The 24,338-nt window shown below is 60.3% G+C and carries 24 protein-coding genes and 1 tRNA gene; 8 read left to right on the top strand and 17 right to left on the bottom strand.

Annotated features, from left to right (window positions below):
- Positions 1-63: 63 nt before the first annotated feature.
- Positions 64-981, top strand: a complete 918-nt coding sequence (locus tag CFI11_RS11310; RefSeq protein ID WP_217358765.1) for a LysR family transcriptional regulator — start codon at positions 64-66, stop codon at positions 979-981.
- A gap of 173 nt (positions 982-1,154) precedes the next feature.
- Here the strand turns inward: CFI11_RS11310 and CFI11_RS11305 are convergent.
- The 12 genes from CFI11_RS11305 to CFI11_RS11250 form a co-directional block, all read right to left on the bottom strand.
- Positions 1,155-1,231, bottom strand: a tRNA-Arg gene (locus CFI11_RS11305).
- Between the two features lie 246 nt (positions 1,232-1,477).
- Entirely contained in the window at positions 1,478-2,698 is a 1,221-nt protein-coding gene (locus tag CFI11_RS11300) for a cysteine desulfurase (protein ID WP_130405982.1), read from the bottom strand.
- Positions 2,691-3,281 (bottom strand): Yip1 family protein, encoded by a 591-nt coding sequence (locus tag CFI11_RS11295; RefSeq protein ID WP_130405980.1) that lies wholly within the window; start codon positions 3,279-3,281, stop codon positions 2,691-2,693. The genes CFI11_RS11300 and CFI11_RS11295 overlap by 8 nt, the downstream gene beginning before the upstream one ends.
- Positions 3,278-3,763 (bottom strand): YIP1 family protein, encoded by a 486-nt coding sequence (locus CFI11_RS11290; RefSeq protein WP_130405978.1) that lies wholly within the window; start codon positions 3,761-3,763, stop codon positions 3,278-3,280. Before CFI11_RS11290 ends, CFI11_RS11295 begins: the two co-directional genes overlap by 4 nt.
- On the bottom strand, positions 3,763-5,046 hold the full coding sequence (sufD, locus tag CFI11_RS11285; protein ID WP_130405976.1) for a Fe-S cluster assembly protein SufD: 1,284 nt from the start codon (positions 5,044-5,046) through the stop codon (positions 3,763-3,765). The genes CFI11_RS11290 and sufD overlap by 1 nt, the downstream gene beginning before the upstream one ends.
- Entirely contained in the window at positions 5,046-5,801 is a 756-nt protein-coding gene (gene sufC / locus CFI11_RS11280) for a Fe-S cluster assembly ATPase SufC (protein WP_130405974.1), read from the bottom strand. Before sufC ends, sufD begins: the two co-directional genes overlap by 1 nt.
- 45 nt (positions 5,802-5,846) lie before the next feature.
- Positions 5,847-6,158: a heavy metal-binding domain-containing protein gene (locus tag CFI11_RS11275; RefSeq protein WP_130405972.1), complete on the bottom strand. Its 312-nt coding sequence runs from the start codon at positions 6,156-6,158 to the stop codon at positions 5,847-5,849.
- Entirely contained in the window at positions 6,155-6,355 is a 201-nt protein-coding gene (locus CFI11_RS11270; protein ID WP_254449072.1) for a hypothetical protein, read from the bottom strand. The genes CFI11_RS11275 and CFI11_RS11270 overlap by 4 nt, the downstream gene beginning before the upstream one ends.
- A gap of 23 nt (positions 6,356-6,378) precedes the next feature.
- The gene (locus tag CFI11_RS11265; protein ID WP_130405968.1) at positions 6,379-6,681 is read right to left on the bottom strand and encodes a hypothetical protein; all 303 of its coding nucleotides are present in this window, start codon (positions 6,679-6,681) and stop codon (positions 6,379-6,381) included.
- A gap of 11 nt (positions 6,682-6,692) precedes the next feature.
- Complete coding sequence (sufB, locus tag CFI11_RS11260) at positions 6,693-8,219, bottom strand: Fe-S cluster assembly protein SufB (protein ID WP_130405966.1); 1,527 nt, start codon at positions 8,217-8,219, stop codon at positions 6,693-6,695.
- A gap of 16 nt (positions 8,220-8,235) precedes the next feature.
- Entirely contained in the window at positions 8,236-9,279 is a 1,044-nt protein-coding gene (locus CFI11_RS11255; protein WP_130405964.1) for a cysteine desulfurase family protein, read from the bottom strand.
- A 69-nt stretch (positions 9,280-9,348) separates the two neighbouring features.
- On the bottom strand, positions 9,349-9,816 hold the full coding sequence (locus tag CFI11_RS11250; protein WP_130405962.1) for an Rrf2 family transcriptional regulator: 468 nt from the start codon (positions 9,814-9,816) through the stop codon (positions 9,349-9,351).
- Positions 9,817-9,992: 176 nt separating this feature from the next.
- On the opposite strand from CFI11_RS11250, the gene CFI11_RS11245 reads away from it, so the two are divergent.
- The 6 genes from CFI11_RS11245 to typA all read left to right on the top strand — a co-directional run bounded on the left by CFI11_RS11245 (position 9,993) and on the right by typA (position 15,712).
- Positions 9,993-10,646 carry an alpha/beta hydrolase gene (locus CFI11_RS11245; protein ID WP_130405960.1) on the top strand — a complete coding sequence of 218 codons (654 nt, stop codon included), beginning with the start codon at positions 9,993-9,995 and terminating at the stop codon, positions 10,644-10,646.
- A gap of 2 nt (positions 10,647-10,648) precedes the next feature.
- A complete protein-coding gene (locus tag CFI11_RS11240) occupies positions 10,649-10,882 on the top strand; it encodes a hypothetical protein (RefSeq protein ID WP_130405958.1) in 234 nt (77 codons plus the stop codon).
- Entirely contained in the window at positions 10,879-11,469 is a 591-nt protein-coding gene (locus CFI11_RS11235; RefSeq protein ID WP_130405956.1) for an HD family hydrolase, read from the top strand. The genes CFI11_RS11240 and CFI11_RS11235 overlap by 4 nt, the downstream gene beginning before the upstream one ends.
- Before the next feature lie 111 nt (positions 11,470-11,580).
- Positions 11,581-12,795, top strand: coding sequence for an NADP-dependent isocitrate dehydrogenase (locus CFI11_RS11230; protein ID WP_130405954.1), 1,215 nt, complete (start codon positions 11,581-11,583; stop codon positions 12,793-12,795).
- Between the two features lie 412 nt (positions 12,796-13,207).
- Complete coding sequence (locus CFI11_RS11225; RefSeq protein WP_130405952.1) at positions 13,208-13,819, top strand: YitT family protein; 612 nt, start codon at positions 13,208-13,210, stop codon at positions 13,817-13,819.
- A gap of 72 nt (positions 13,820-13,891) precedes the next feature.
- Complete coding sequence (gene typA, locus CFI11_RS11220; protein ID WP_130405950.1) at positions 13,892-15,712, top strand: translational GTPase TypA; 1,821 nt, start codon at positions 13,892-13,894, stop codon at positions 15,710-15,712.
- Between the two features lie 41 nt (positions 15,713-15,753).
- On the opposite strand, the gene CFI11_RS11215 is transcribed toward typA, so the two are convergent.
- From CFI11_RS11215 to recA, 3 genes are all read right to left on the bottom strand, one after another.
- Complete coding sequence (locus CFI11_RS11215; protein WP_130405948.1) at positions 15,754-16,041, bottom strand: DUF1330 domain-containing protein; 288 nt, start codon at positions 16,039-16,041, stop codon at positions 15,754-15,756.
- Positions 16,042-16,044: 3 nt separating this feature from the next.
- Positions 16,045-18,702 (bottom strand): alanine--tRNA ligase, encoded by a 2,658-nt coding sequence (gene alaS, locus CFI11_RS11210; protein WP_130405946.1) that lies wholly within the window; start codon positions 18,700-18,702, stop codon positions 16,045-16,047.
- Positions 18,703-18,874: 172 nt separating this feature from the next.
- Entirely contained in the window at positions 18,875-19,945 is a 1,071-nt protein-coding gene (gene recA / locus CFI11_RS11205; protein WP_130405944.1) for a recombinase RecA, read from the bottom strand.
- 205 nt (positions 19,946-20,150) lie between these two features.
- Here recA and CFI11_RS11200 point away from each other — a divergent pair, with 205 nt between their 5' ends.
- A complete protein-coding gene (locus tag CFI11_RS11200) occupies positions 20,151-20,744 on the top strand; it encodes a gamma-glutamyl kinase (protein WP_371687474.1) in 594 nt (197 codons plus the stop codon).
- A gap of 35 nt (positions 20,745-20,779) precedes the next feature.
- Here CFI11_RS11200 and CFI11_RS11195 read toward each other — a convergent pair whose 3' ends face one another.
- The gene (locus CFI11_RS11195; protein WP_371687482.1) at positions 20,780-22,975 is read right to left on the bottom strand and encodes an ATP-binding protein; all 2,196 of its coding nucleotides are present in this window, start codon (positions 22,973-22,975) and stop codon (positions 20,780-20,782) included.
- Between the two features lie 179 nt (positions 22,976-23,154).
- Positions 23,155-24,336: an RsmB/NOP family class I SAM-dependent RNA methyltransferase gene (locus CFI11_RS11190; protein WP_130405938.1), complete on the bottom strand. Its 1,182-nt coding sequence runs from the start codon at positions 24,334-24,336 to the stop codon at positions 23,155-23,157.
- Between the last annotated feature and the right edge of the window lie 2 nt (positions 24,337-24,338).

Genomic DNA, 24,338 nt, shown 5'->3' with positions numbered 1-24,338 from the left:
ATGTATAGACTATGTAATTTCGGATAAATCCGGGTGCCGAGGCTTCAGAATGGAATTTTTGTCATGAATAACTTGCCATCTCTGATCAGCATCGAAGCCTTCATCAGCGTGGCTGAGACTGGAGCTTTCAAGGACGGAGCCCGACGATTGAACCTCACACCATCTGCAGCGTCGAAGGCCGTCACGCGCCTCGAAGAAACACTGGGCGTTAAATTAATTCACCGAACCACACGTAGCGTCAGCCTAACTCCGGAAGGCGAACGCTATCTGGAGGGCGCCAAGCGATTGATCGCGGACGCCTTGGCTTTAGGTGCGGAAGTCAGCGACACTGCAAGCGATCCTGTGGGGCGGCTAACAGTCAGTGCACCTGCCGCCTTTGGTCGTATGTGCTTAGTCCCGGCGCTTGACGCCTTTCATCGAGAATGGCCTCAAGTCGAAATCGAACTTTGGCTAGATGATCGTGCGGTTGATCTCGCCGGTGACGCGGTTGACATCGCGATAAGAGCGGGAGCGCTTTCCGACAGGGCCAATCTGATAGCGCGTCGGGTTTTCGATGATCAACTCGTACTGTGTGCATCTCCAGACTATTGGGATCTGCATGGCATGCCAGAACACCCGGACGACTTGGCGAAACACGATTGCCTCAATTTCCGCAATCGCCGCACAGGTAGAGTAATGCAGTGGCATTTCACACAGGATGGGGAAGTTGTGTCCAAAACCTACGAGGGTTCGGTCACAATCGATGATGGTGAGTCTGTAGGTCGCGCAGCTCGTGCCGGTCTCGGTGTAAGTCAGATGCCATCATTCATGGCGGCTGAAGGAGTAAAACGGGGCAAGCTCGTGGAGGCGCTCGAGGAGTTCCGGCCGCCACCTACGCCCTTTACTGCGCTCTATCTCGACCGTCGCCTTGTCTCGCCGAGGATAAGAGTGTTCATCGACTTCATCTTGCAGGCGCAATCGAAATGGGACTGCAAGACTTGACGCCGATTAGTACTGGCCGTCTCAAGAGTTGCCTGAAAGTTCAACGGCAAGCCAAACCAGCCACACCATCCCTGAGTACTGCTCACGTTCGGCTGCTTGCGAAAAAAAACTCGCGTAAGCGCCACTGCCTCGGATGCGGCGCAACCTTAGTCACTAATATATAAAGAAAAAGTTGGCGCACCCGACAGGATTCGAACCTGTGACCTTCGGCTTCGGAGGCCGACACTCTATCCAGCTGAGCTACGGGTGCTCAATGTATTCCTACTGCTTACGCAGTGCTTACGCGAACTTTTGGCCGGTTTGAAGGGCGATCCGAACATCTACCCAAGCCTTTGTTTCGCAACTTACTTTTGCCAGCACCTTCAACCTTCGCCAGACTTGACATCCGCCTTCGGAGGGCAGCGCTCTATCCAGCTGAGCTATGGGTCCTTGTTCGCTTGCTATAGGGCTTTCTCTGAGGCCGTGCAATTCAATAGTTTGCCGCGTGATACCCGTCTCAGGCGAAAAGCTCGTGCGCCAGTTCCAGCGCGTCAACCAGCACATCGACCTCATCCGTGGTGTTATAAAGCCCAAATGACGCCCGGCAGGTTGCCGTCACACCAAGATGGTCCATCAAAGGCCCCGCGCAGTGGTGGCCGGCACGCACGGCGACGCCCTTCTTGTCCAGAATAGTCGAGATGTCGTGGGCATGCGCAGCGCCGTCCAGCGTGAAGCTGAAGATCGCCGCCTTGTCCGCTGACTTTCCCTGCACCTGAAGCCAATTCAGCCCGTCAAGGCGGCTTCGCGCGTAGTCCCGCAAGTCATCTTCATGCGCGGCAATCGCCTCCATACCGAGGCCCATCATATATTCCAGCGCGACGCCAAGGCCGATCGTTTGCACGATCCCCGGCGTGCCCGCTTCGAACTTCATGGGCGGATCGTTATAGGTGATGACGTCTTTGCTGACCTCTTTGATCATATCGCCACCGCCCATGAAGGGCCGCATTTCGGCCATGCGCTCGGATTTGACATAAATCGCGCCAGACCCCGACGGGCCGTAGAGCTTGTGACCGGTAATCGCGTAAAAGTCACACCCCAGCTCCTGAACGTTGACCGGCATGTGCACCACCGCCTGACTGCCATCGACAAGGACGGGCACGCCCTTTGCGTGGGCGCCTTCGGTGATGGCCTTGATATCGACCTTTGTGCCCAGAACATTGGACAAATGGGTCACGGCGATCAGCTTGGTCCGTGGCGTTATCGCGTCCAGAACGGCCTGCGGATCAAGATCACCGTTGGAATCGACATCGATCCATTTCAGCACCACGCCCTGCCGCTCGCGCAGGAAGTGCCACGGCACGATATTCGCGTGATGCTCCATCACGCTGAGGACAATCTCGTCCCCCTCCTCCATCCGAGGCATGGCCCAACCATAGGCGACCATGTTGATCCCCTCGGTGGTCCCCGAGTTCAGAACGATCTCGTTCTCATCGGCGGCCCCCATGAAGCGCGCGATGATGCCCCGGGTGTTTTCGTACTTTTCGGTCGCGAGATTTGACAGGTAGTGCAATCCGCGATGCACGTTCGCGTATTCCTCGGAATAGGCGCGTGTGACCGCGTCAATCACGACCTGCGGCTTTTGAGCCGATGCGCCGCTGTCCAGATAGACAAGCGGTTTGCCATTCACTTCACGAGACAGGATCGGGAAATCGGCCCGAATTTTCTCAATATCAAACATAGCCGGGACTCTCCACAAGGCCGACCCCAAGAAACGCCAGGATCGACGACAGAACCAGAACGAGGCCGACGAAGGCCACAAACATCGCGACAGCGGACCGGCCAAGCGAGCCGAACCGGTGTGCCTGATCCACGAAATGGATCAGGATCCAGATCCCGTAGAACACGGAGGCCAAGACCAGCAGCATGGCCAGAAACGGTATGGTCAGAACCAGGACAAGGACCAAGGCACGCACCGCCACCTGCAGAGCCTGAAGCCAGACGATCAACAGCATCACGTCGTCGATGCTGCCCTGCCCGCCCATGGCTCGCCCGGTCCAGAAAATACTGTAGGAGATCAGGACAAGGCCCACCGCCACAGCAATCAGGTAGATGCTGGGTACGTTGAAGACCTCGGGCATTGGGGACGGCCCCGGCAGGATCATGTTCGACAGCACCAGCATCATCGTATTCAGAACCGCCGTCAGCAGCAGGCCCGTCCACAGCGCCTCACGCGGAGGAGAAAGCTCCAGCAGGATACGCGCAGCACTTGCCGGATCCTTGATCGACAACACCGCCAGGTCACGCAAGTTGATCGCCATCATGTTTCGGGCCTTTCTGCTGCTCTCAGACACGCAAACCAGAACCACAGAAACACGATGAGCCACCCAAGGCCAACCCCCTGCTGCGCAGCCCCTGGCCCAACAAACCCCGCCACGACACCGTGAAGCAGCAAAAGCGGTGAGGATGCCAACAAGGCCCAGAAAAGCGCCAGCCGTGCACCATACCAATCCCCTTGCCCCCCGAGAAGCCGCGCGACCAGATGCGACAGCCCGGCAAGGATATAAAGTAAGAGCGGTGCGACGAAAATCCATGCCATGAGCGCGCCGCCCATCAGCATGTTCAACTCCTGCCCCGTCAGATGCGCCTCCCGCGACAGCCGGGGAAGCTGGGCAATGAACACCAGAACGCACCCGCCCATCAAAATGGCCAGCGCACGATCTTCGCGCGGTCCCATGGACAACAGCCTGTTCATCACCCGCCCCGGTCCCCGGTAGGTGGCTGTTATATCACGTGTGACAGGCATTAACCGCTGTGCCGCACCAGCCAGGCTTCGAGGCGCGAGGTGATTTCCTCGGCCAGGGTTTCGTCCTCGATCTCCTCGACCGCTTCGGCCAGGAAGGCCAGGGTCAGAAGATTGGTCGCCTCCCCTTCCGGCACCCCCCGAGAGCGCAGGTAAAAGAGTGCCTCTTCATCGATCGCGCCGGAGGTCGATCCATGCGAACAGGCCACATCGTCGGCGTAGATCTCAAGCTCGGGCTTGGCCAGAAACTGACTGTCATCATCCAAAAGCAGCGACTGGCTGATCTGATAGCCGTCGGTTTTCTGGGCATCCGGTTTGACCAGGATCTTACCCTGGAACACGCCGGTCGCACCGTTGCGCAGCACTTTTTTGAAAACCTGCCGGCTTTCGCAGTTCACCGCGTCATGGGTGATAAAGACGGTGTCGTCGTGGTGGAAATCACCATCACCCACACAGGCCCCGGCCACGTGAGCGACGGCATCATCGCCGGTCAATTCGATCACGCATTCATTCCGCGTCAGCACGCCGTTGGCGGTTAGCGTGAATGATTTGAAGACCGATTCCGTTCCGAGCCGCGCGAAGATATGCGTGGCGGCCCGCCGTTCGTGATCGCGACCCTGAGCCCGGACATGATGGAGTGTCGCCTTGTCGGCAACCTCCACTTCCATGCATTTGTTGAACCGCGCGGCAGCCGGGCCGTTTTCGAGGATCGTCAGTTCGACCCCCGTTTCGACCCGGATCACATGGTGTAGGATCGCATCAGAAGTCTCTGATTTATGGATATAAACCAGGCTGATCGGTTTGGACGGCGTTTCTTTGGCGTGGATCAGCACGCCATCGGTCGCAAAAGCGGTGTTGAGCGCCGCAAGCGGACGTTCCACCGGATCTTGTCCACGTGCCTCAAGCGTGCCGTAAACATCGCGCGCCCAGTGGATGTCGGTGTCCTGCGTGTCGGCCAGACGCTCGATGCTGACCCCATCCAGGCTCAGATCGTCCGATGCGTCGGCATCGAACACACCGTCCACGAACACGATCTTGAGCCGCTCAACCTCGCTAAAGATCGGGGCCTCGCCCGCATCGAAAAGTGCGGCTTTGGGCGCTTCGGGCTCAACCAGCGTATCCGGGCGTGTGTACTTCCAATATTCATCCCTGCGCGACGGCAGGCCCATCGCGCGCACGCGCGACAACGCCTCTTTGCGCGCCGCGTCAGACCAGCCGCCCGACGGGAGGGACAGGGCCGAAAGCCGTTCGTCCGTCGCGGTCTGTTTCAGTTCCGGCAGGGCCATTACGCCACCTCCGCCAGGATGTCCGAATATCCGTTGTTTTCAACTTCCAGGGCAAGCTCTGGCCCGCCGCTTTTGACGATCCGACCATCTGCCATGATGTGTACCACATCGGGTTTGATGTGATCCAGCAAACGCTGGTAGTGGGTGATCACGAGGAAACCGCGTCCGGCACCCCGCAGGGCATTCACACCTTCGGCCACAAGTTTCATCGCATCGACGTCGAGGCCGGAATCCGTCTCGTCGAGGATGCACATCTTCGGCTCAAGCATGGCCATCTGGAGGATCTCGTTGCGCTTCTTTTCCCCCCCGGAGAAGCCGACATTGACCGGGCGTTTGAGCATATCGGCGTCGATCTTCAGCGCTTTCGCACGCTCCCGCACCAGCTTGAGGAAATCCGCCGCACTCATCTCGTCTTCGCCGCGGGCCTTGCGCTGCGCGTTCACCGCGGTGCGCAGGAAGGTCATGTTGCCCACACCGGGGATCTCAACCGGATATTGGAAGGCCAGAAACAGGCCTGCCGCTGCACGCTCTTCGGGTTCCAGTTCCAGCAGATCGGTGCCTTCGAGAGAGGCCGTGCCGTCGGTAACCTCGTAACCTTCGCGGCCCGATAGAACATAGGACAGGGTCGATTTACCCGACCCGTTGGGCCCCATGATCGCATGCACCTTGCCCGCATCGACCTGCAGATCGACGCCCTTGAGAATTTGCTTGTCCTCTTCCTCAAGTTTCACGTGCAGGTTTTTGATATCCAACATGATTTCGCCTCTGATTGTCTTTCCCGGCCAAAGGGCCAGATCTGTCTATCCAAGCTGCACGGCCGTGCCAGAGGCACTGACCATCAGCATATTGTTGATCACTTCGTAGTCGAGATCGACACCGACTACCGCGTTCGCACCCAGGTCGCGGGCGCGATCTTCCATCTCTTCCAAAGCCGTCGCACGTGCCTTGGCCAGCTCTTCCTCATAGGCGCCCGAGCGCCCGCCCAGAATATCCGTGATCCCTGCGAAAACATCGCGGATCACGTTGGCGCCGAGGATCGCCTCTCCCACGACGATGCCCTTGTAGTCCGCGATCGCATATCCCTCGACCGATGGCGTCGTCGTCACGATCATGCGCCCGCCCCGAAGAGGTAGTTATAGGCCATCGCCACAAGCAAGGCCGCGCCGCCGGCGGCACTGGCCGTCAAAAAGACCGAATCCTGCATCAGCCCTTCGGTTTTCCCCCGGCGCCGGCGCAGCGAAAAGCCGATCAACGCGCCAATGAAGACCCCCAAGGCAGGCGCCATGGATTGAAGCACAAGTTGTTGCATCATAGCGGCGAGTCCAAACTTTCTTAGCTGTCCGATTGTTCGGGCAGCGCGTCTTCCCTGACCCGCCGCAACACATGCACCAGCCGCAGCAAAAGCGCGCTCCAGCACAGAAAAAGAACAAGGCCGATCAGGATTTCAAACCGCTCGGACAGGCTGGCCATCAACCAGCCATCCTCGACCAGTTCCGCCGTGATTTCGTCATGTGCCAGAGACAGAAAGAACACCACCAGATGCCCGAGGACCAGAAGCGTGACCTCCAGCGTATCGGGCGTCAGGCGCGACGGGTGACCCAACCGGATCACCTGCGGCGCCTTGGGGTGTTGCATGTCCGGTGCCATCAGCCGACGGAGCCCTCAAGCGAGATTGCCACCAGTTGCTGTGCTTCCATTGCAAACTCCATGGGCAAGGCCTGCAGGACATCCTTGCAGAAACCATTGACCACCAGGGCCACGGCCTCCTCTTCGTCCATCCCGCGCGAGCGGCAATAGAAGAGCTGGTCGTCATCGACCTTGGACGTCGTCGCTTCGTGTTCGACGCGGGCCGAGTTATTCTTGACCTCGATATAGGGCACCGTATGCGCGCCGCATGTGTCGCCGATCAGCAAGCTGTCGCATTGCGTGTAGTTACGGCCATTCTTGGCCTTGGGATGCATCGAGACCAGACCGCGATAGGTGTTCTGCGCCTTGCCCGCACTGATCCCTTTGGACACGATCCGCGACTTGGTGTTCTTGCCCAGATGCACCATCTTGGTGCCGGTATCGGCCTGCTGATAGTTGTTGGCGATGGCGATCGAATAGAACTCGCCCTGGCTGTCATCACCGCGCAGGATGCAGGACGGATATTTCCAGGTCACGGCAGAGCCGGTTTCGACTTGCGTCCACATCACCTTGGCCCGATCACCCCGGCAATCGGCGCGCTTGGTCACGAAGTTGTAGATACCGCCCTTGCCGTTCTCGTCACCCGGATACCAGTTCTGGACCGTCGAATACTTCACTTCGGCATCTTCCAGCACGACGATCTCCACCACAGCAGCGTGCAGTTGCGACGTATCGCGTTGCGGCGCCGTGCAGCCTTCGAGGTAACTCACGTAAGAGCCTTTGTCGGCAATGATCAGCGTGCGTTCGAACTGACCGGTATTCTCCGCGTTGATGCGGAAATATGTGCTCAGCTCCATCGGGCAACGCACGCCCGGAGGCACATAGACAAACGATCCGTCCGAAAAGACCGCGCTGTTCAGCGTGGCGTAGAAGTTGTCCGAGACCGGCACGACCGAACCAAGATACTTCTTCACCAGTTCGGGGTGTTCCTTGATCGCTTCGGAGATCGAGCAAAAGATCACGCCCGCCTTTTTCAACTCCGCCTGGAACGTCGTCCCGACCGAGACCGAATCGAACACCGCATCGACCGCCACCTTGCGCCCTTCGGCTGGCGCGTCCTCCGCGCCCTCGACGCCCGCCAGGATCATCTGCTCTTTCAGCGGGATGCCCAGCTTTTCATAAGTGGCCAACAGCTTGGGATCGACCTCGTCCAGCGACTTCGGCTTCACTTCCATGCTCTTGGGGCGGGCATAGTAGTACTGATCCTGAAAGTCGATTTCGGGATAATCGACCATGGCCCAATCCGGCTCTTTCATCGACAGCCAGCGCTCATAGGCCTTGAGACGCCATTCCGTCATCCATTCCGGTTCTTCATTCTTTTCCGAGATCAGCCGGACGATGTCCGGGGTCAGGCCCTTCGGCGCGAACTCCATCTCGATGTCGGTTTCCCAGCCATATTTATAGGCTCCACCCACTTCGCGCACCGCATCGACGGTTTCCTGATCGACGCCTTCTTTGACTTGAACGGTCTGGTCCAACGCTGCCATCATGCTCTCCTTGCGCTCACGCCGCGCGGGCGTGGAATTTCTTTTCTCTGGACAACCACGCTTCGGCGAAACGCAGAACATCCTCTTCTGTTGTCTCCGGCCCGATCGACACGCGGATCGCCGAAGCGGCGGTGCGTTCATCAAAGCCCATGGCCCTCAGCACACGACTTGCCCTGACCTTGCCGCTGGAGCATGCCGACCCGGCACTGATCGCGAACCCGGCAAGATCCATCGCCATCACCTGGGTCTCACCCTTCCAGCCCGGCATCGCGAAACAGGTCGTGTTCGGCAGCCGCCTTTCCTTATTCCCGACAAAAATAATCTTGTTTGAGCCAGCAGCAAGACTTTTATCTAGAATATTTCTAATTTCTGCGACCCGCGCCCAAACGCCGTCATCCAGATCCCGCGCCGCAGCCGCCGCGGCGGCACCAAAACCGGCAATTCCGACAACGTTCTCGGTCCCTGACCGGCGCCCCATTTCCTGGCCACCCCCCTGGATCTGGGCCACGACATCGGTCCCCCGCCTGACCACAAGCGCTCCGACGCCTTTGGGCCCGCCAAGCTTATGCGCCGAGATCAGCGCCATCTGACAGCCCATCCAGTTGAACGCCACCGGCAGCTTTCCAAAGGCCTGCGTGGCATCGCAAACCGCAAGGTCCTGCGGCAGGGTCTGAACCACGCCCGTCTCGGAATTTGCAGCCTGCAAGACAGCGCGCGCAGGATCGGGAACGGAGACCAGACCGGATGCATCGACCTCCAGCGCGTCGGACACCCACGCCCCGACAGCGTCATGTTCAACCGCCGCCCCATCCAATCCGCGCCCGGCGCAGGCCAGGGCCGCCGCCTCGGTCGCGCTGGATGTGAAGATGACATCGGCCCCGACCGCGCCAAAGGCTTCGGCGACCTGATTGCGCGCACGCTCGACGATGCCCTTGGCTGCGCGCCCCTCGGCATGGACCGAGGACGGATTGCCCACGTGCTCCATCGCCTCGATCATCGCGGCGCGGGCCTCCGGGCGCAGTGGCGCAGTTGCGTTATGATCCAGATAAACCCGGCTCATGCCAATTTCAGGCCGAAAGTCAGATGGCACGCGCGCCCAGTGCGGGACACCGATAGACCAGCACGGGCCCTATGCCGGAGCATCGTCAACAACTCTGAACAGGTTGGGAACCGCAGGGCATGGCGCCAATTCATTGGCGATGACGTCTGAAAGGCGCGTCTGGTGCAAGTACACGTAAACATGTGCGCTCAACCCCTCCCAAAGCCGGTTGGTCAGGGATTGCGCCCGACTGCCCGAAAGCCCGCCCGACGCCCCTGCCCCCTTGTGCATCGCATCGACCGTTTCATCGACCGCCGCCAGCACATCCACGACCCGGATCTCCGCCGCGCCGCGTGCAAGGCGATAACCACCGCCGGGCCCACGGACGGACGTCACAAGATTTGCGCGCCTGAGCTTGACAAAAAGCTGTTCGAGATAGGGGAGAGAGATGTCCTGACGCTCGGCAATCTCACTGAGCGTGACAAGCTTGTCGACCGGCTGCAAAGCTATGTCGCAAAGCGCCACCATCGCGTATCGGCCCTTGGTCGACAATTTCATGCTCAACATTCCCCCAACAGGCCAGATGCGCCGAAATGTTGACGCCGCACGCGTCAATGCGTATGTCGCCCTGACTGCGCGCAGGCAAGACCGGCGCCTCAAATTAGAACCGTTCTAAGATGCTTTGGTGATCGTGTCAACAAATCACCCCATCTTGACGCAAGACAGGACGACATATGCCCGAGGTCATTTTTCCCGGACCCGAAGGACGCCTTGAAGGCCGCTATCACCCGCAAAAGGAAAAAGACGCTCCCATCGCGATCGTGCTGCATCCGCATCCGCAATTCGGCGGAACGATGAACAACAAGGTCGTCTATAACCTGCACTACGCTTTCTATAACATGGGCTTTACGGTGCTGCGGTTCAATTTCCGCGGTGTCGGGCGCAGCCAGGGCGAATACGATCAGGGCATCGGTGAGCTGTCAGACGCGGCCTCCGCCCTCGACTATCTTCAGTCGATGAACAACAATTCAAAACATTGCTGGGTCGCGGGCTTTTCCTTTGGCGCGTGGATCGGCATGCAGCTTCTGATGCGGCGTCCAGAGATTACGGGCTTCATCTCGGTCTCGCCCCCGGCCAATATGTACGACTTTTCGTTCCTGGCGCCCTGCCCCTCTTCCGGTCTGATCATCAACGGATCTGCTGACCGGGTTGCTCCGCCGGCCGATACGACCTCTCTGGTCAACAAGCTGCACGAGCAAAAAGGCATCACGATCACCCATCAGGAGATCGACGGCGCCGACCACTTCTTCCGTGAAGATCACATGGACACGCTGATCGGCAACGTCACCGATTATGTAAAGCGTCGCTTGACCGAAAGCACGCGCTGATCATGGGAACGACCGAAACACTGGCCGCCAAACTTGCCGAAGACACAATGGCGGCCATGGACGAGACGGGCCAGGACCGCCTCTATACCGAGGTTGCTTCTGTTCTGGCCGCATCTTCCCAATCCTTGGAAGAGGCGTATCTGACCGAAATCCGGGTGCGCCTGTCCGAACGCGGGGCGCGCGCGTTTCTTGAGCGCAAGATCAAAGAGGCCCGCCAAGCAAAGGCCCCGGAATGACGCCCGCCGAACGGCTGGAGGCGCAGACCGCTTTTCTGATCGAGGCCGATAAACTGAAGTCGGTTTTGCGCGCCTCTTGCCTGATCGACAATTCCCGCTTCGAGAACACAGCCGAACATAGCTGGCACATCATGCTCTATGCCTTGGTCATGGCCGAGCATGCCGGGCCGGATGTGCAGATCGACCGTGTGCTGAAAATGCTTCTGCTCCATGATCTGGTCGAAATAGATGCCGGCGACGCGCCCATTCACGCCGACGTGGACCGCGCCGCGCAGGCGCGTGCAGAAGAGGAAGCCGCCGATCGGCTCTTTGGCCTGCTGCCCGCCGATCAGCGTGATGCCTTCCGCGCGCTCTGGGACGAATTCGAAGCCGCAGCCACGCCCGACGCCGTCTTTGCCAAGGCCATCGACCGGGTGCAGACCCCGATTGCCAATCTGGAAAACGGCGGGGGCAGCTGGAAGGACTTCAACGTCACGCTCGATCAGCTCGACACCCGTGTCGGCATCCCCATCGCGCGCGGTGCGCCGCGTGTTTGGGCCTGGCTGCGCCCGCGCCTGTCGGCCTTTTTCGCGCGTTCCGCTGGCTGACGCGCCCGCGACACCACGTCGCCGGTATACCACGGCATACCATCTTCCATGGCGCGCACCGATCCGTTAAACCGCGCCCAATTCCGCCACCAGACATCAAAGAGGCACATCATGTCCAAGATCAAAGTCGAAAACCCCATTGTCGAGATGGACGGCGATGAAATGACCCGGATCATCTGGGATTTCATCAAGAAAAAGCTGATCCTGCCCTACCTCGACGTGGACCTGCTTTACTACGATCTGGGCATCGAAGCGCGGGACGAGACCAACGACCAGATCACCATCGACAGTGCCGAGAAGACAAAGGAAGTGGGCGTCGCCGTCAAATGCGCCACGATCACACCGGATGAGGCGCGGGTCGAAGAGTTCGGTCTGAAAAAGATGTGGCGTTCGCCCAACGGCACGATCCGCAACATCCTGGGCGGAGTTGTGTTCCGCCAGCCGATCATCTGCCAGAACGTGCCGCGCCTCGTGCCGGGCTGGACCCAGCCTATCGTCATCGGGCGCCACGCTTTTGGCGATCAATACCGCGCCACCGACATCAAATTCCCCGGGCCCGGCAAGCTGTCGATGACGTTCGTGGGCGAAGACGGCACCGTGGAAGAGCACGAAGTGTTCGACGCGCCGTCGTCAGGTGTGTTCATGTCGATGTATAACCTCGACAGCTCGATCCGCGACTTTGCCCGTGCCTCGCTGAACTATGGCCTGAACCTGGGCTGGCCGGTCTACATGTCGACCAAGAACACCATCCTCAAGCAATATGACGGCCGCTTCCTTGAGCTGTTCCAGGAAGTCTATGAGCAGGAATTCGAAGAGCAGTTCAAAGCCAAGTGCATCCACTACGAACACCGCCTGATCGACGACATGGTCGCATGTGCCATGAAATGGAATGGCGGCTTTGTCTGGGCCTGTAAGAACTATGACGGCGACGTGCAGTCCGACACCGTGGCACAGGGCTTCGGTAGCCTGGGTCTGATGACCTCGCAACTGATGACACCCGATGGAAAGATCGTGGAGGCCGAAGCCGCCCACGGCACGGTCACGCGCCACTACCGCCAGCATCAGAAAGGCGAAGAGACCTCGACCAATTCCATCGCGTCGATCTACGCCTGGACCGGTGGTCTGAAGCACCGCGCGAAGCTCGACAGCAACGACGCCCTGATGAACTTTGCCACGACGCTGGAGAAGGTCATCGTGGACACAGTCGAAAGCGGCTTCATGACCAAGGACCTCGCATTGCTGGTCGGCCCCGATCAGAAATGGCTGACCACGATGGGCTTCCTTGAGAAGGTGGACGAAAACCTGAACAAGGCGCTGGCTGGCTGAACCTGAAAAATCGCGAAACGAAACGGGGGCTTCGGTCCCCGTTTTTGATTCGCGCAGCAGCGTTTCCAGCGCGGATGCAATACCGGCCCTCGCCCGCATCCGTCTGCGGACCCGAAACGCAAATCGGGCAAAACGACGGCGAATTCAGACATTCCTTGCCAAAAGTGGCCCGATTTTGCCATCTTCGTCAGATAGTGAGTATGGAGTTTCAAAGTGCTTGTGCTGGCGGTTTTCGCAATTGTGTTCATCATCGACTTCCTGATCTTCGAAGGTGACAAGAACTAGGGTCATGCCCTGAGCGGCGCAGCCTCTGCCCGATTTCCACGCAGCCGGATCCTTGCAAGACAGGAATGCAGCGGGCCAAGTCGCCTTCCGCTCGACAAGCACCTGCAAAGCGCTCTATCGCGCTCGCATGACCGACCAGGACCTCGTCATCAAACACAGCTCCCTTGACGACCTTCAGGGGCTTTCGCTTGGCATCTTCATGTGCGGACTGGGCCTGCATGTCCTGACGCATGTCGGTCTGATCACCGGTCAGACAGCCGGTATCGCAGTCATCCTGTCCTATCTCACCGGGTGGTCCTTTGGTGTTCTTTTCTTTCTCATCAACCTGCCTTTCTATATCCTCGCTTACCGTCGTCTGGGTCTTGAGTTCACGGTCAAATCGCTGATCTCCGTCTCGCTCCTATCCATCGTCACCGAATTGCTGCCCTCCGGCTTTGCGATCGAAGCACTCTCAACTCCCTTGGGCGCGGTGATCTTCGGCTGTCTGACCGGCATGGGGCTTCTTGCCATGTTCAGGCACAACGGCTCTCTTGGTGGGTTGGGGGTGGTGGCGCTTCTGATCCAGGACACGACCGGCTTTCGCGCCGGTTATGTTCAGCTTCTGGCCGACGCGGTGATCTTTGGGGTGGCCTTCCTGCTCTTTCCGGCCCCTGTTGTGCTCTGGTCTCTCCTGGGCGCTGTGGTTTTGAACACGATCATTGCCGTGAACCACCGCCGCGACCGCTACGTCGCCACCTGACGCGCCTTTTCTCTGGCCTTCTGCGGCGCAGCACGCTATGCGCCCGGCAACTCCCGGACAAAGGCGGATTTCATGGACCTGCGCAACATCGCAATCATCGCTCATGTGGACCACGGCAAGACGACGCTGGTGGACGAGCTTCTCAAGCAATCAGGCGCCTTCCGTGAAAACCAGGCCGTGGCGGAGCGTGCGATGGACAGCAACGATCTGGAGCGTGAACGCGGCATCACCATCCTCGCAAAGGCAACGTCTGTTGAATGGAACGGCACACGCGTGAACATCGTCGATACGCCCGGCCACGCCGATTTCGGGGGCGAGGTCGAACGGATCCTCAGCATGGTTGACGGTGTCGTTCTGCTGGTCGACGCCGCCGAAGGGCCGATGCCGCAGACCAAATTCGTCACCTCCAAGGCGCTGGCGCTTGGTCTGCGCCCCATCGTGGTGCTGAACAAGGTCGACAAGCCCGATGCCGAGCCCGACCGCGCGCTCGACGAATGCTTTGACCTTTTCGCCAATCTCGGCGCCGATGATAACCAGCTCGACTTTCCCGCAATGTATGCCTCCGGCCGCTCCGGCTGGGCGGATCATGAGTTGGACGGGCCGCGCAAGGATCTCTCCGCCCTTTTCGATCTGATCGTGGAGCACGTCCCAGCCCCTGCCCAGATCGCGCAGAAAGACGCGCCCTTCCGCATGCTGGCCACCACGCTGGGCAGTGATCCGTTCATCGGGCGCATCCTCACAGGACGCGTCGAAAGCGGCACGCTGAAAACCGGCGACACGGTGAAGGCGCTCTCCCGCGATGGCAGCCAGATCGAAAGCTTCCGCGCCACCAAGATCCTGGCCTTCCGGGGCCTCTCGCAACAGCCCATCGACATGGCCGAAGCGGGCGACATCGTGTCCCTCGCCGGCATGGCCAAGGCCACCGTCGCCGACAGCATCGTCGCCCCCGATGTGGCAGAGGCCTTGCCCGCACAGCCCATCGACCCGCCCACAATCACCGTGACCTTCGGTATCAACGACTCGCCTCTCGCGGGTCGCGACGGCAAAAAGGTCCAGTCCCGCGTGATCCGCGACCGGCTGATGAAAGAAGCCGAAAGCAATGTCGCCATCCGTGTCACCGACACGCCCGGTGGCGAGGCCTTCGAAGTTGCAGGTCGGGGCGAATTGCAGATGGGCGTGCTGATCGAGAACATGCGCCGCGAGGGGTTCGAGCTCAGCATCTCCCGCCCGCAGGTCCTCTTCCGCGAAGAGAACGGCCAGCGGCTGGAACCGGTCGAAGAGGTCACCATCGACGTCGATGACGACTATTCCGGCGCGGTGATCGAAAAGATCACCGGCGCGCGCAAGGGCGAGCTGGTCGAGATGAAGCCTGCTGGCGCCGGCAAGACCCGCATCATCGCACATGTCCCGTCACGCGGCCTGATCGGCTATCACGGAGAGTTCCTGACCGACACGCGCGGCACCGGTGTCCTGAACCGCGTGTTCCACGACTGGGCGGCGCACAAGGGGGCGATCCCCGGTCGCCGTGCAGGTGTGCTGATCTCGATGGAGAACGGAACATCCGTGGCCTACGCCCTCTGGAACCTCGAAGAGCGTGGCCGCATGTTCATAGGCGCCCAGGCCCCGGTCTATACCGGCATGATCATCGGCGAGCACAGCCGTGACAACGATCTGGAGGTGAACCCCCTCAAGGGCAAGAAGCTGACAAACGTGCGCGCATCGGGCTCCGACGACGCGATCCGCCTGACACCCCACGTGCAATTCTCACTGGAGGAGGCGATCGCCTATATTGACGATGACGAACTGGTCGAGGTTACCCCCAACGCCGTGCGCCTGCGCAAACGCCACCTCGACCCTCACGAGAGAAAACGCGCCGCCAAAGCCGCAAGCTGACCCCAGCGAAGACGCCCGCAAGGGCGGATGAGCGGCCCGGCTCACTCCGTCGTCTCAACGATCAGCAATTCCCGCTCCGACGCATCCCGCGCATGGTTGAGCGCGCGCTGATATGTGTCTGAATTATAACATGCTTCCGCCGCCTCTACCGAGGGAAAGCGCGCCACAACATTGCGTGGCCGCGCCTGCCCTTCCAGCTGCACGAACCGCCCTCCGCGCGCGATGAACACCCCGCCATGCTCCGCAATCGCCTCCGTGGCGAGGGCCGCGTACTTCCCGTACGCCTCCTCATCCGTCACCGTTACATGTGCAATCCACAACGCGCCCATCGCTCAGCCCTCCAGCACCGCTTCGACCGCCTTGATGGCAGCCTCCGCGCCCTTGATGTCCTGTCCGCCACCCTGAGCCAGATCCGGACGGCCTCCCCCGCCCTTGCCTCCCAGTTCAGCGACCGCAGCGCGGACCAGATCCACCGCCGACAGCGTCTCCGTCAAATCCTGTGTCACACCTGCTGCCACGGCGGCTTTGCCTCCCGCATCCGCGATCAGCACGACGGCCCCGCTGCCCATCTGCTCTTTGTGCGCGTCGATCAGCCCCGGCAAATCCTTGCCCGTGACACCCGACAGCACCTGTGCCACCAGCGACACGCCGTTGATCGTCTTCGCATCCGGGCCAGACTTCGCGCCGCCCGCCATCGCCAGGTCCCGCCTCAACTGCGCAACCTCATTTGTCAGCGCCTTGCGCTCCTCCAAAAGGGCCTTGACCCGGCCCGGCGCCTCACCTGGCGCTGTCTTCAACTGATCGGCCACCTCCAGCAGCAACCCTTCCTGTCCGCGTAACGCCGCCAGTGCCGCCTGCCCCGTCAGCGCCTCGATCCGGCGCACGCCCGACGAGGACGCACTTTCGGACTGGATTGCAAACATGCCGATCTCGCCGGTCTGCGTCACATGCGTGCCTCCGCAAAGTTCCAGCGAATAGGTGTGCCCGTCCGCACCTTTGCCCGATCCGGCCTGCCGGCCCATCGAAACCACGCGCACCTCGTCCCCATATTTCTCGCCAAAGAGCGCTTGCGCCCCCAATCCGCGCGCATCGTCCGGGGTCATGATCCGCGTCTCCACCGGCGCGTTCTGACGGATGTAGTCGTTCACCTCCGCCTCCACCCGTTCCAGTTCCCCCAACGTCACCGCCTTGGAATGGCTAAAGTCAAACCGCAGCCGGTCCGGCGCATTCAGCGACCCGCGCTGTGCCACATGCTCACCAAGGGCCTGCCGCAACGCCTCGTGCAGCAAATGCGTGGCCGAATGATTGGCACGTATCGCTGTCCGCCGCGTGTGATCCACTTCAAGAACAGCCGCTTCACCATTGGAAATATGGCCTTCTTCCACTTCGGCGACATGCACGAACACACCGGCTGTCTTGCGGGTGTCGGTGACCCGCCCCACCCCGCTTTCGGTCCGGATCACGCCGGTATCGCCAACCTGACCACCACTTTCTGCATAAAAGGGCGACTGGTTCAGCGCGATCTGCACTTTGGCACCGGCCTCTGCGCGTTCGACCTCGGCACCGTCCTGAACCAAAGCGACGATCTGGCCTTCCGCCGTCTCTGTGTCGTAGCCCAGGAAATCCGTCGCGCCATGCGCATCCGCCACATCGAACCAAACCGTCGCATCCGCCGCCTCGCCCGAGCCTGACCAGGCGGCGCGCGCCTTAGCCTTCTGCTCTGCCATCGCGGCATCAAAGCTATCGGTATCGACCGTCCGCCCCTTTTCACGCAGCGCATCCTGCGTCAGATCCAGCGGGAACCCATAGGTGTCATAGAGCTTGAAGGCCGCCTCTCCCGGCAAAGCAGCGCCGTCGGCGAGGCTTTCCAGCTCATCATCCAGCAAGCGCAAACCACGGTCCAGCGTCTGCTTGAACCGCGTCTCCTCCAGCATCAGCGTCTCTTCGATCAGCGCCTGTGCCCGGCCCAGCTCGGGATAGGCCGCGCCCATCTGCCGAACCAGGGCCGGAACCAGCCGATGCATCAGCGGGTCCTTGGATCCCAGCAGATGCGCGTGCCGCATCGCACGCCGCATGATCCGCCGCAGGACATATCCGCGCCCGTCATTGCTGGGCATCACCCCGTCCGCAATCAGGAACGAGGTCGAGCGCAGGTGATCCGCGATCACCCGGTGGTGGGTCTTGCCCGGCCCGTCCGGGTCCGACGACGTCGCATCCGCCGACGCCTCGATCAGGCTGCGCATCAGATCGGTTGCGTAATTGTCGTTTGTGCCCTGCAAGAGCGCCGCAACCCTCTCGACCCCCATGCCCGTATCAATACTTTGCGCCGCCAATTCCCGGCGGGAGCCGTCGTCCATCTGCTCGTATTGCATGAAGACGAGGTTCCAGATCTCCACGAACCGGTCGCCATCTTCCTCCGGAGAGCCCGGAGGTCCACCCCAGATATGATCGCCGTGATCATAGAAGATCTCGGTGCAGGGTCCGCAGGGACCCGTGGGGCCCATCATCCAGAAGTTGTCGTTGGTGGGAATGCGGATGATCCGGTCATCGCCAAGCCCCGCGACCTTTTTCCAGATCTCCGCCGCCTCGTCATCAGTATGATAGACAGTGACCAGCAGCTTTTCTTCCGGGATCTGCAATTCCTTGGTGATCAGCTCCCAGGCAAACGGGATTGCGTCGGATTTGAAGTAATCCCCGAAGCTGAAATTTCCCAACATCTCAAAGAATGTATGGTGCCGCGCCGTATAGCCGACATTGTCCAGATCGTTGTGCTTACCGCCTGCGCGGACGCATTTTTGCGCCGTCGTCGCGCGGGTGTAGTCGCGTGTTTCCACCCCGGTAAAGAGGTTCTTGAACTGCACCATCCCGGAATTCGCAAACATCAGCGTCGGGTCATTCCGCGGCACCAGCGGGCTGCTGTCGACCACTGCGTGGCCCTGCTTTTCAAAGTAGGTCAGGAACGTGGAGCGGATATCGTTCAGCGTCGGCATAACGGTGCTTTCCGGGTGAGCGTTGCGGTTCGCCTCAAATACCGCCGCGCCCTGCCCCTGTCCACAGGGCATGAACGGAAACAAGGCGCCCCCGTCGGGACGCCTTGTTTCCGGATATTCTCAGCTCCGCGTCCGGAACCGGGGGCTTTCGGCACTGCCCGTGTGCGTCTGGTTATGCTTCCAGGATATCGTCATCCGACGCCGCACCCGGCGGCATATCGAAATCGAGCCCGTGAGCGGCGCGGATCTTGTCCTCGATCTCCAGCGCGATGCGGTCGTTTTCCTTCAGGAAGGTCTTGGCGTTTTCGCGCCCCTGCCCGATCCGTTCATCCCCGTAGCTGAACCAGGAGCCCGATTTCTCGACCACCCCAGCCTTCACGCCCAGATCCAGCAATTCGCCCATTTTGGAAATGCCTTCGCCATACATGATGTCGAATTCCACCTGCTTGAAGGGCGGTGCCACCTTGTTCTTGACGACTTTCACACGGGTCGCGTTGCCCACAACCTCGTCGCGGTCCTTCAATGCGCCAATACGGCGGATGTCGAGCCGGACGGAGGAGTAGAATTTCAGCGCGTTGCCGCCCGTCGTCGTCTCGGGTGAGCCGAACATCACGCCGATCTTCATGCGGATCTGGTTGATGAAGATCACCATGCAGTTCGACCGGCTGATCGAACCTGTGAGCTTGCGCATCGCCTGGCTCATCAGACGGGCCTGCACGCCGACGCTCGAATCGCCCATATCGCCTTCAAGCTCGGATTTCGGTGTCAGGGCGGCCACCGAATCCACGATAACCATGTTAACAGCGCCCGAGCGCACCAGCGTATCGGTGATCTCCAACGCCTGCTCGCCCGTATCGGGTTGCGAGATCAGAAGCTCGTCCAGATCCACGCCCAGCTTACGCGCATATTGCGGATCAAGCGCATGTTCAGCGTCGACGAAGGCGCAGACGCCACCCTTTTTCTGCTGTTCGGCCACGCAATGCAGGGTCAGCGTGGTCTTGCCCGAGCTTTCCGGCCCGTAGATTTCCACGATCCGGCCCATCGGCAGCCCGCCGATGCCGAGTGCAATGTCGAGGCCAAGAGAGCCGGTGGAACTGGCCGCGATCTCCTGGATCGCGTTCTCGTCCCCCAGCTTCATGATCGAACCCTTGCCGAATTGGCGTTCAATCTGTGCCAGCGCGCTGTCGAGCGCCTTTTGCTTGTCCGCGTTTGCTTTGCTGTTCATTGTCAAAAGATCTGCCATGGCCCTTGTCGCCTTCCTTATTGTCACACCCGCGCGCGGGCGGCAATTGCTGCTTCGTTCACCTCTTGTTCCTTATGAGATCAAAAAGTGAACATTTCAACAGAATTTTCGCTAAAATCACTGTTTCGCAAATCGGTTAAAGAGTAGTTTACACGCCAACAAACAGTATCCCTGGCGCGCGACAAGGTAATAAATGCTTGTTTTTGTGAGCAAAAAACTCGTTTTTCTGTCTGTTCCGAAAACCGGGACCACGGCCTATCAAACGGCTCTGGGCCCGTATGCGGATATCGTGGTCTCAAATCCGCCCGATCTGAAGCATGCGCCGGTCTACCGCTACAACCGGTTCTTTCGACCCATGTTCGAAAAAGTCTGTGAGGTTCAGATGGAAACCCTCGCCGTGATGCGCGAACCGATTGACTGGCTCGGAAGCTGGTATCGCTACCGGCAACGCCCGTTCATGAAGGGCCATCCGAACTCGACCCGGGATATCTCGTTCGATGACTTCGTGCTAGGCTATATGAAAGGCAACAAGCCGGGCTTTGCCAATGTCGGCAATCAGGTGAAGTTTCTGGAACCCCAGCCCAACGGGGTCGGGATCAACCATCTTTTTCGGTATGATGACAAAGAGGGATTGCACGCGTTCTTGACCGATCGCCTGGGCGTCACCTTCGAGCTTCAGAAAGAGAACGTGTCCCCTCCAGGCCAGGTGACGCTCTCACCGGATGTGGAGCGGCGGTTCAAGCGCAAATGCGCGGAGCAGTTCGAACTCTACGACAGCATCCCCAGGCGAGGCGGATGACAGGCGACGCTTTTGCCGTGGCGTGGCCGCGCCCCTCAGTGAAGTTGGTTGTGGACGGTTTCGGTCAGCTGGCTGAGGGAGAAGGGCTTGGGCAGGAAAACGGAATTGGGGATCTTGGTCTGAACCTCCCCGAATGTGCCTTCGGTATATCCAGACACAAAGACGACACGCGTATTGGGACGTGTTTCCAGCGCTTTTCTGACCCAGCTCGGCCCGTCCATGCCGGGCATGACCACGTCGGTGACGAAGACATCGACGTTGAGGGACCCGTCTTCCAGGGTTTTGAGCGCATCTTCTGCCGATTCCTCTTCGATGACCGTGTAGCCCCGCAGGCGTAAGGCCCGCGACGCAAAGGCCCGAACGGGCGCCTCGTCCTCGACAAGCAGAACAACCCCTTCTGCTCTTTGCGGCAGCGATGTGCGCGTGGCCGTTTCGGGGGCCGGCACCGCCTCGGGCACCGCGTCATGGATGGGGAAATAGAGTGTAAAGCAGGTTCCGGCGCCCAAAGCACTGTCAACAAAGATATAGCCGCCGGTCTGCTTGACGATCCCATAGGCCGTCGACAGGCCCAGACCGGTGCCCTCACCCGTCCGCTTCGTGGTGAAAAACGGCTCGAACACCTTTTGCAGCTTGTCCGCGGCAATGCCCATCCCCTGATCCTGCACCTTGACCGTCACGTAATCGCCCGCCGGGACGACGGCCCGGTCGCGCTCAAGCGCGCGGCTGAGGGTCACGCCCTCGGTCTCTATCCTGATTTCTCCGCCGTTGGGCATCGCATCACGCGCGTTTACCACAAGGTTCATCAGCACCTGTTCCAACTGCCTCTTGTCAGCCCGGATCGCCCCGAGCACGGGATCGTGCGTCAAGGTCAGCGTCACTTTCTCACCCACCAGCCGGTTCAGAAGATGGGTCAGGTCTGACAGTGTGTCACGCATGTCCAGCACTTCGGGCCGCAGCGTTTGTTTGCGCGAAAACGCAAGGAGTTGTCCCACCAGGGCCGCGGCGCGATTGGCATTCTGATTGATCTGCACAAGATCGGCATAATCCGCATCACCCTGATCGTGGCGCAGCAACAGCAGGTCGCAATGGCCCGAAATCGCGGTCAGCAGATTGTTGAAATCATGCGCCACCCCGCCCGCCAGCTGGCCGATAGCCTGCATTTTCTGGCTTTGGACGAATTGCGCCTCAAGCGTCTTAAGCTCGGTCGCATCGCTGAGAACGGCCATGAGTGCTTCGTCCCCGTCGCGCCCCAGCTTGTTCAGGGTGACCTGAACAAACATTTCACGGTCTGGACGGGTCAACCGAAGAAACTCGGACTTCTGACCGTTCCTGCCCTGCGCCGTCTCACGCAGCCAGTCATTGATCGAACGCCCCAGCCCTTCCATCACATCGCCCAGACCCTGGCCCGCTGTGAACTCCGCGCCCAGCAACGTTTTGGCCATGCGGTTGGCGGTCAGGATCTCACCGCTTGGATCCAGTTTCAGAAGGGCAACGGGCAGCATTTCGAACACGCCCCACGTGTCCGTCGGTGCTTCCGCAGCACTTGGAAGAACATAGATCTCGCGGCGCCCCGCCGTCGATTCATGCTCGACAACAAAGCCATAAGCCGGGCCGTCCGCCGTTGTGATCGGGTTCAGCTCCCCCGAGCGGAGAGGCAGGGCCGGAAACAGCCGGTCCAGCGACTTGATCCGCTCACCGACAAGCCGTCGCGCGGCCTCGTTCATGTAAAGGATCGCGCCACTCCGGCCCGCGCTGAACATGGGAACGGGCAATGTATCCACGTTGCGTCCCGCCTGGCCCCGCTCAGGCATATCCTCGAGCCGCCAGAGAAAGCGCGCGTCTGTCAGGCCATGAACGGCAATCCTGACATGCCCCCGCCGTGTGACGATATCTTCCCTGGCCGACCCTTTGCCAGCCGCGCGGGTCTGCAAGCGGTAAAGCACAGCACTTGGATTGGCAAAGACCGCCCTCAACGTTCCGGCGAGCGTTTCGCTTTCAACATCCGAGAACCGCGATGACGACGCCTCGTTCTGCGACAGGATCTTGCCTTCGTCATCCGTTACGAAACTGGGCGCTGCGTCCTGTGCGATAAATCCCTTCAGAACCGCATCGGAGCTTTCTTCCAACACTTTCAGATGCCGAAGGTAGATCGCATAGCCAAGGCCCACCAGAAACAGCGTGACCGAGGCCGCGTAGATCGCCCATGACAGGATACCGCCATCAAGCATCATCGCCGCGCCGGCAAACAACGCGGATGCGCCGGCCAGAAATGCAGGCTGTCCCGCCTGCCTCGCCGTCCCGCCTTCCGCCCGCGCATTCCCGATCACAGTGCCATCCATCCCTGAGAGATTCGCCTCCCGCAATTACGCTCAGAAACGGTTAACTGGCGCTTAACGCTGACAAATGCTCGTCAAAGTTGTGTATTGACCACCTCTTTTCGCGTCAAGTGTGCAGAAAAGAAACCATCGCCCCGGTTGTCGATTTGCCACGCCTTTTTCCAGGTGCAGATCCATTCAGGCTGTCGCTTGAGAAAAGCGGCCACGCGCCCCTCGTTTTCGTCTTTCAGGACCGAACAGGTGGCATAGACAAGAACGCCATCGCGCCGTGTGAGCGCGGCTGCCTCATCCAGAATGCGGTCCTGCATCTGTTGCAGCTCAAGCCATCGTTCCTTGGTCAGGCCCCATTTGCCTTCGGGAGAGCGGCGCCATGCCCCGCTGCCCGAACAGGGTACATCGCAGAGCACAAGATCGTATGGCGCATGCTGATCGGGCAGCGCGGTCAGTGTGACCGAAAGGCTTGCCCGTTCGGCGCGCGCCGGAAGGTCCCGCATCCGGTTGTGATCCGCATCATGTGCGTAAAGCTCCAGATCGGCACGCGCCCCCATCGCAACCGTCTTGCCGCCGCCGCCGGCGCAATAATCCAAGACGGACAAACCATCGCGGAGTGGCAGCGCCTGCACGATGGCCTGACTGTTGGCGTCCTGCAATTCGATCCGCCCGTCCAGATAAGCCGCGCTTTGGCGAAGACGTCGGGCATTGGCCGTCACCTCAAGCGCTGCGTGCACATCGGGATGCGGCTCCGTCTCGATCCCATCATCCTTCAGCGCCTGCACCGCTTCGGATATCGTGCTTGCCCGCAGGTTGACCCGGGCGAAAACCGGTGCGCGGTCCCGCAAGGCCTGAGCGGATCTCCCCGCATCGGCGCCAAGTTCAGCCTGAAAGGCGGGCCAGAGCCAGTCTGGAAGATCCAGCGCCTCGGGCGCGGTCATCTTCGTAAGGGCGCGGCCCGTCTCATGCGGGGCAATTGGTGCCGGAGCGTGGCCCTCTCCGCTGAAAATCGCTTCCGGGTCTGTCCCGCTCTGCCGCAGAAGCCCCAGCATCAGGCCACGACCGCTCATACCGCCCCCCATCGCGGCCGCGGATCGTTTGCGTCGCAATGCGTCAAAGACGTGATCCCGAATGGCGGCCCGGTCCTTCGACCCGGCAAACCGGCTGCGGCGGGCCCAACCGGTCAGCGCCTGTTCGGCGGGCCTGCCTTCAAGAATGCTGTCCAGAATATCAATGGCCGCGGCGATGCGCGCTCCGGGCGTCACGA

The organism is Thalassococcus sp. S3 (genome assembly GCF_004216475.1).
Lineage (GTDB): Bacteria > Pseudomonadota > Alphaproteobacteria > Rhodobacterales > Rhodobacteraceae.
Note: the sequence above shows the minus strand (reverse complement) of the source record. Positions and strands in the feature narration are given on the sequence as shown.

Excerpts from the sequence above, each read along its gene's own strand:
- CFI11_RS11310 (WP_217358765.1), top strand. The coding sequence starts at position 64 with ATGAATAACTTGCCATCTCTGATCAGCATCGAAGCCTTCATCAGCGTG.
- CFI11_RS11300 (WP_130405982.1), bottom strand. The coding sequence starts at position 2,698 with ATGTTTGATATTGAGAAAATTCGGGCCGATTTCCCGATCCTGTCTCGT.
- CFI11_RS11295 (WP_130405980.1), bottom strand. The coding sequence starts at position 3,281 with ATGATGGCGATCAACTTGCGTGACCTGGCGGTGTTGTCGATCAAGGAT.
- CFI11_RS11290 (WP_130405978.1), bottom strand. The coding sequence starts at position 3,763 with ATGCCTGTCACACGTGATATAACAGCCACCTACCGGGGACCGGGGCGG.
- sufD (WP_130405976.1), bottom strand. The coding sequence starts at position 5,046 with ATGGCCCTGCCGGAACTGAAACAGACCGCGACGGACGAACGGCTTTCG.
- sufC (WP_130405974.1), bottom strand. The coding sequence starts at position 5,801 with ATGTTGGATATCAAAAACCTGCACGTGAAACTTGAGGAAGAGGACAAG.
- CFI11_RS11275 (WP_130405972.1), bottom strand. The coding sequence starts at position 6,158 with ATGATCGTGACGACGACGCCATCGGTCGAGGGATATGCGATCGCGGAC.
- CFI11_RS11270 (WP_254449072.1), bottom strand. The coding sequence starts at position 6,355 with ATGCAACAACTTGTGCTTCAATCCATGGCGCCTGCCTTGGGGGTCTTC.
- CFI11_RS11265 (WP_130405968.1), bottom strand. The coding sequence starts at position 6,681 with ATGCAACACCCCAAGGCGCCGCAGGTGATCCGGTTGGGTCACCCGTCG.
- sufB (WP_130405966.1), bottom strand. The coding sequence starts at position 8,219 with ATGGCAGCGTTGGACCAGACCGTTCAAGTCAAAGAAGGCGTCGATCAG.
- CFI11_RS11255 (WP_130405964.1), bottom strand. The coding sequence starts at position 9,279 with ATGAGCCGGGTTTATCTGGATCATAACGCAACTGCGCCACTGCGCCCG.
- CFI11_RS11250 (WP_130405962.1), bottom strand. The coding sequence starts at position 9,816 with ATGAAATTGTCGACCAAGGGCCGATACGCGATGGTGGCGCTTTGCGAC.
- CFI11_RS11245 (WP_130405960.1), top strand. The coding sequence starts at position 9,993 with ATGCCCGAGGTCATTTTTCCCGGACCCGAAGGACGCCTTGAAGGCCGC.
- CFI11_RS11240 (WP_130405958.1), top strand. The coding sequence starts at position 10,649 with ATGGGAACGACCGAAACACTGGCCGCCAAACTTGCCGAAGACACAATG.
- CFI11_RS11235 (WP_130405956.1), top strand. The coding sequence starts at position 10,879 with ATGACGCCCGCCGAACGGCTGGAGGCGCAGACCGCTTTTCTGATCGAG.
- CFI11_RS11230 (WP_130405954.1), top strand. The coding sequence starts at position 11,581 with ATGTCCAAGATCAAAGTCGAAAACCCCATTGTCGAGATGGACGGCGAT.
- CFI11_RS11225 (WP_130405952.1), top strand. The coding sequence starts at position 13,208 with ATGACCGACCAGGACCTCGTCATCAAACACAGCTCCCTTGACGACCTT.
- typA (WP_130405950.1), top strand. The coding sequence starts at position 13,892 with ATGGACCTGCGCAACATCGCAATCATCGCTCATGTGGACCACGGCAAG.
- CFI11_RS11215 (WP_130405948.1), bottom strand. The coding sequence starts at position 16,041 with ATGGGCGCGTTGTGGATTGCACATGTAACGGTGACGGATGAGGAGGCG.
- alaS (WP_130405946.1), bottom strand. The coding sequence starts at position 18,702 with ATGCCGACGCTGAACGATATCCGCTCCACGTTCCTGACCTACTTTGAA.
- recA (WP_130405944.1), bottom strand. The coding sequence starts at position 19,945 with ATGGCAGATCTTTTGACAATGAACAGCAAAGCAAACGCGGACAAGCAA.
- CFI11_RS11195 (WP_371687482.1), bottom strand. The coding sequence starts at position 22,975 with ATGATGCTTGATGGCGGTATCCTGTCATGGGCGATCTACGCGGCCTCG.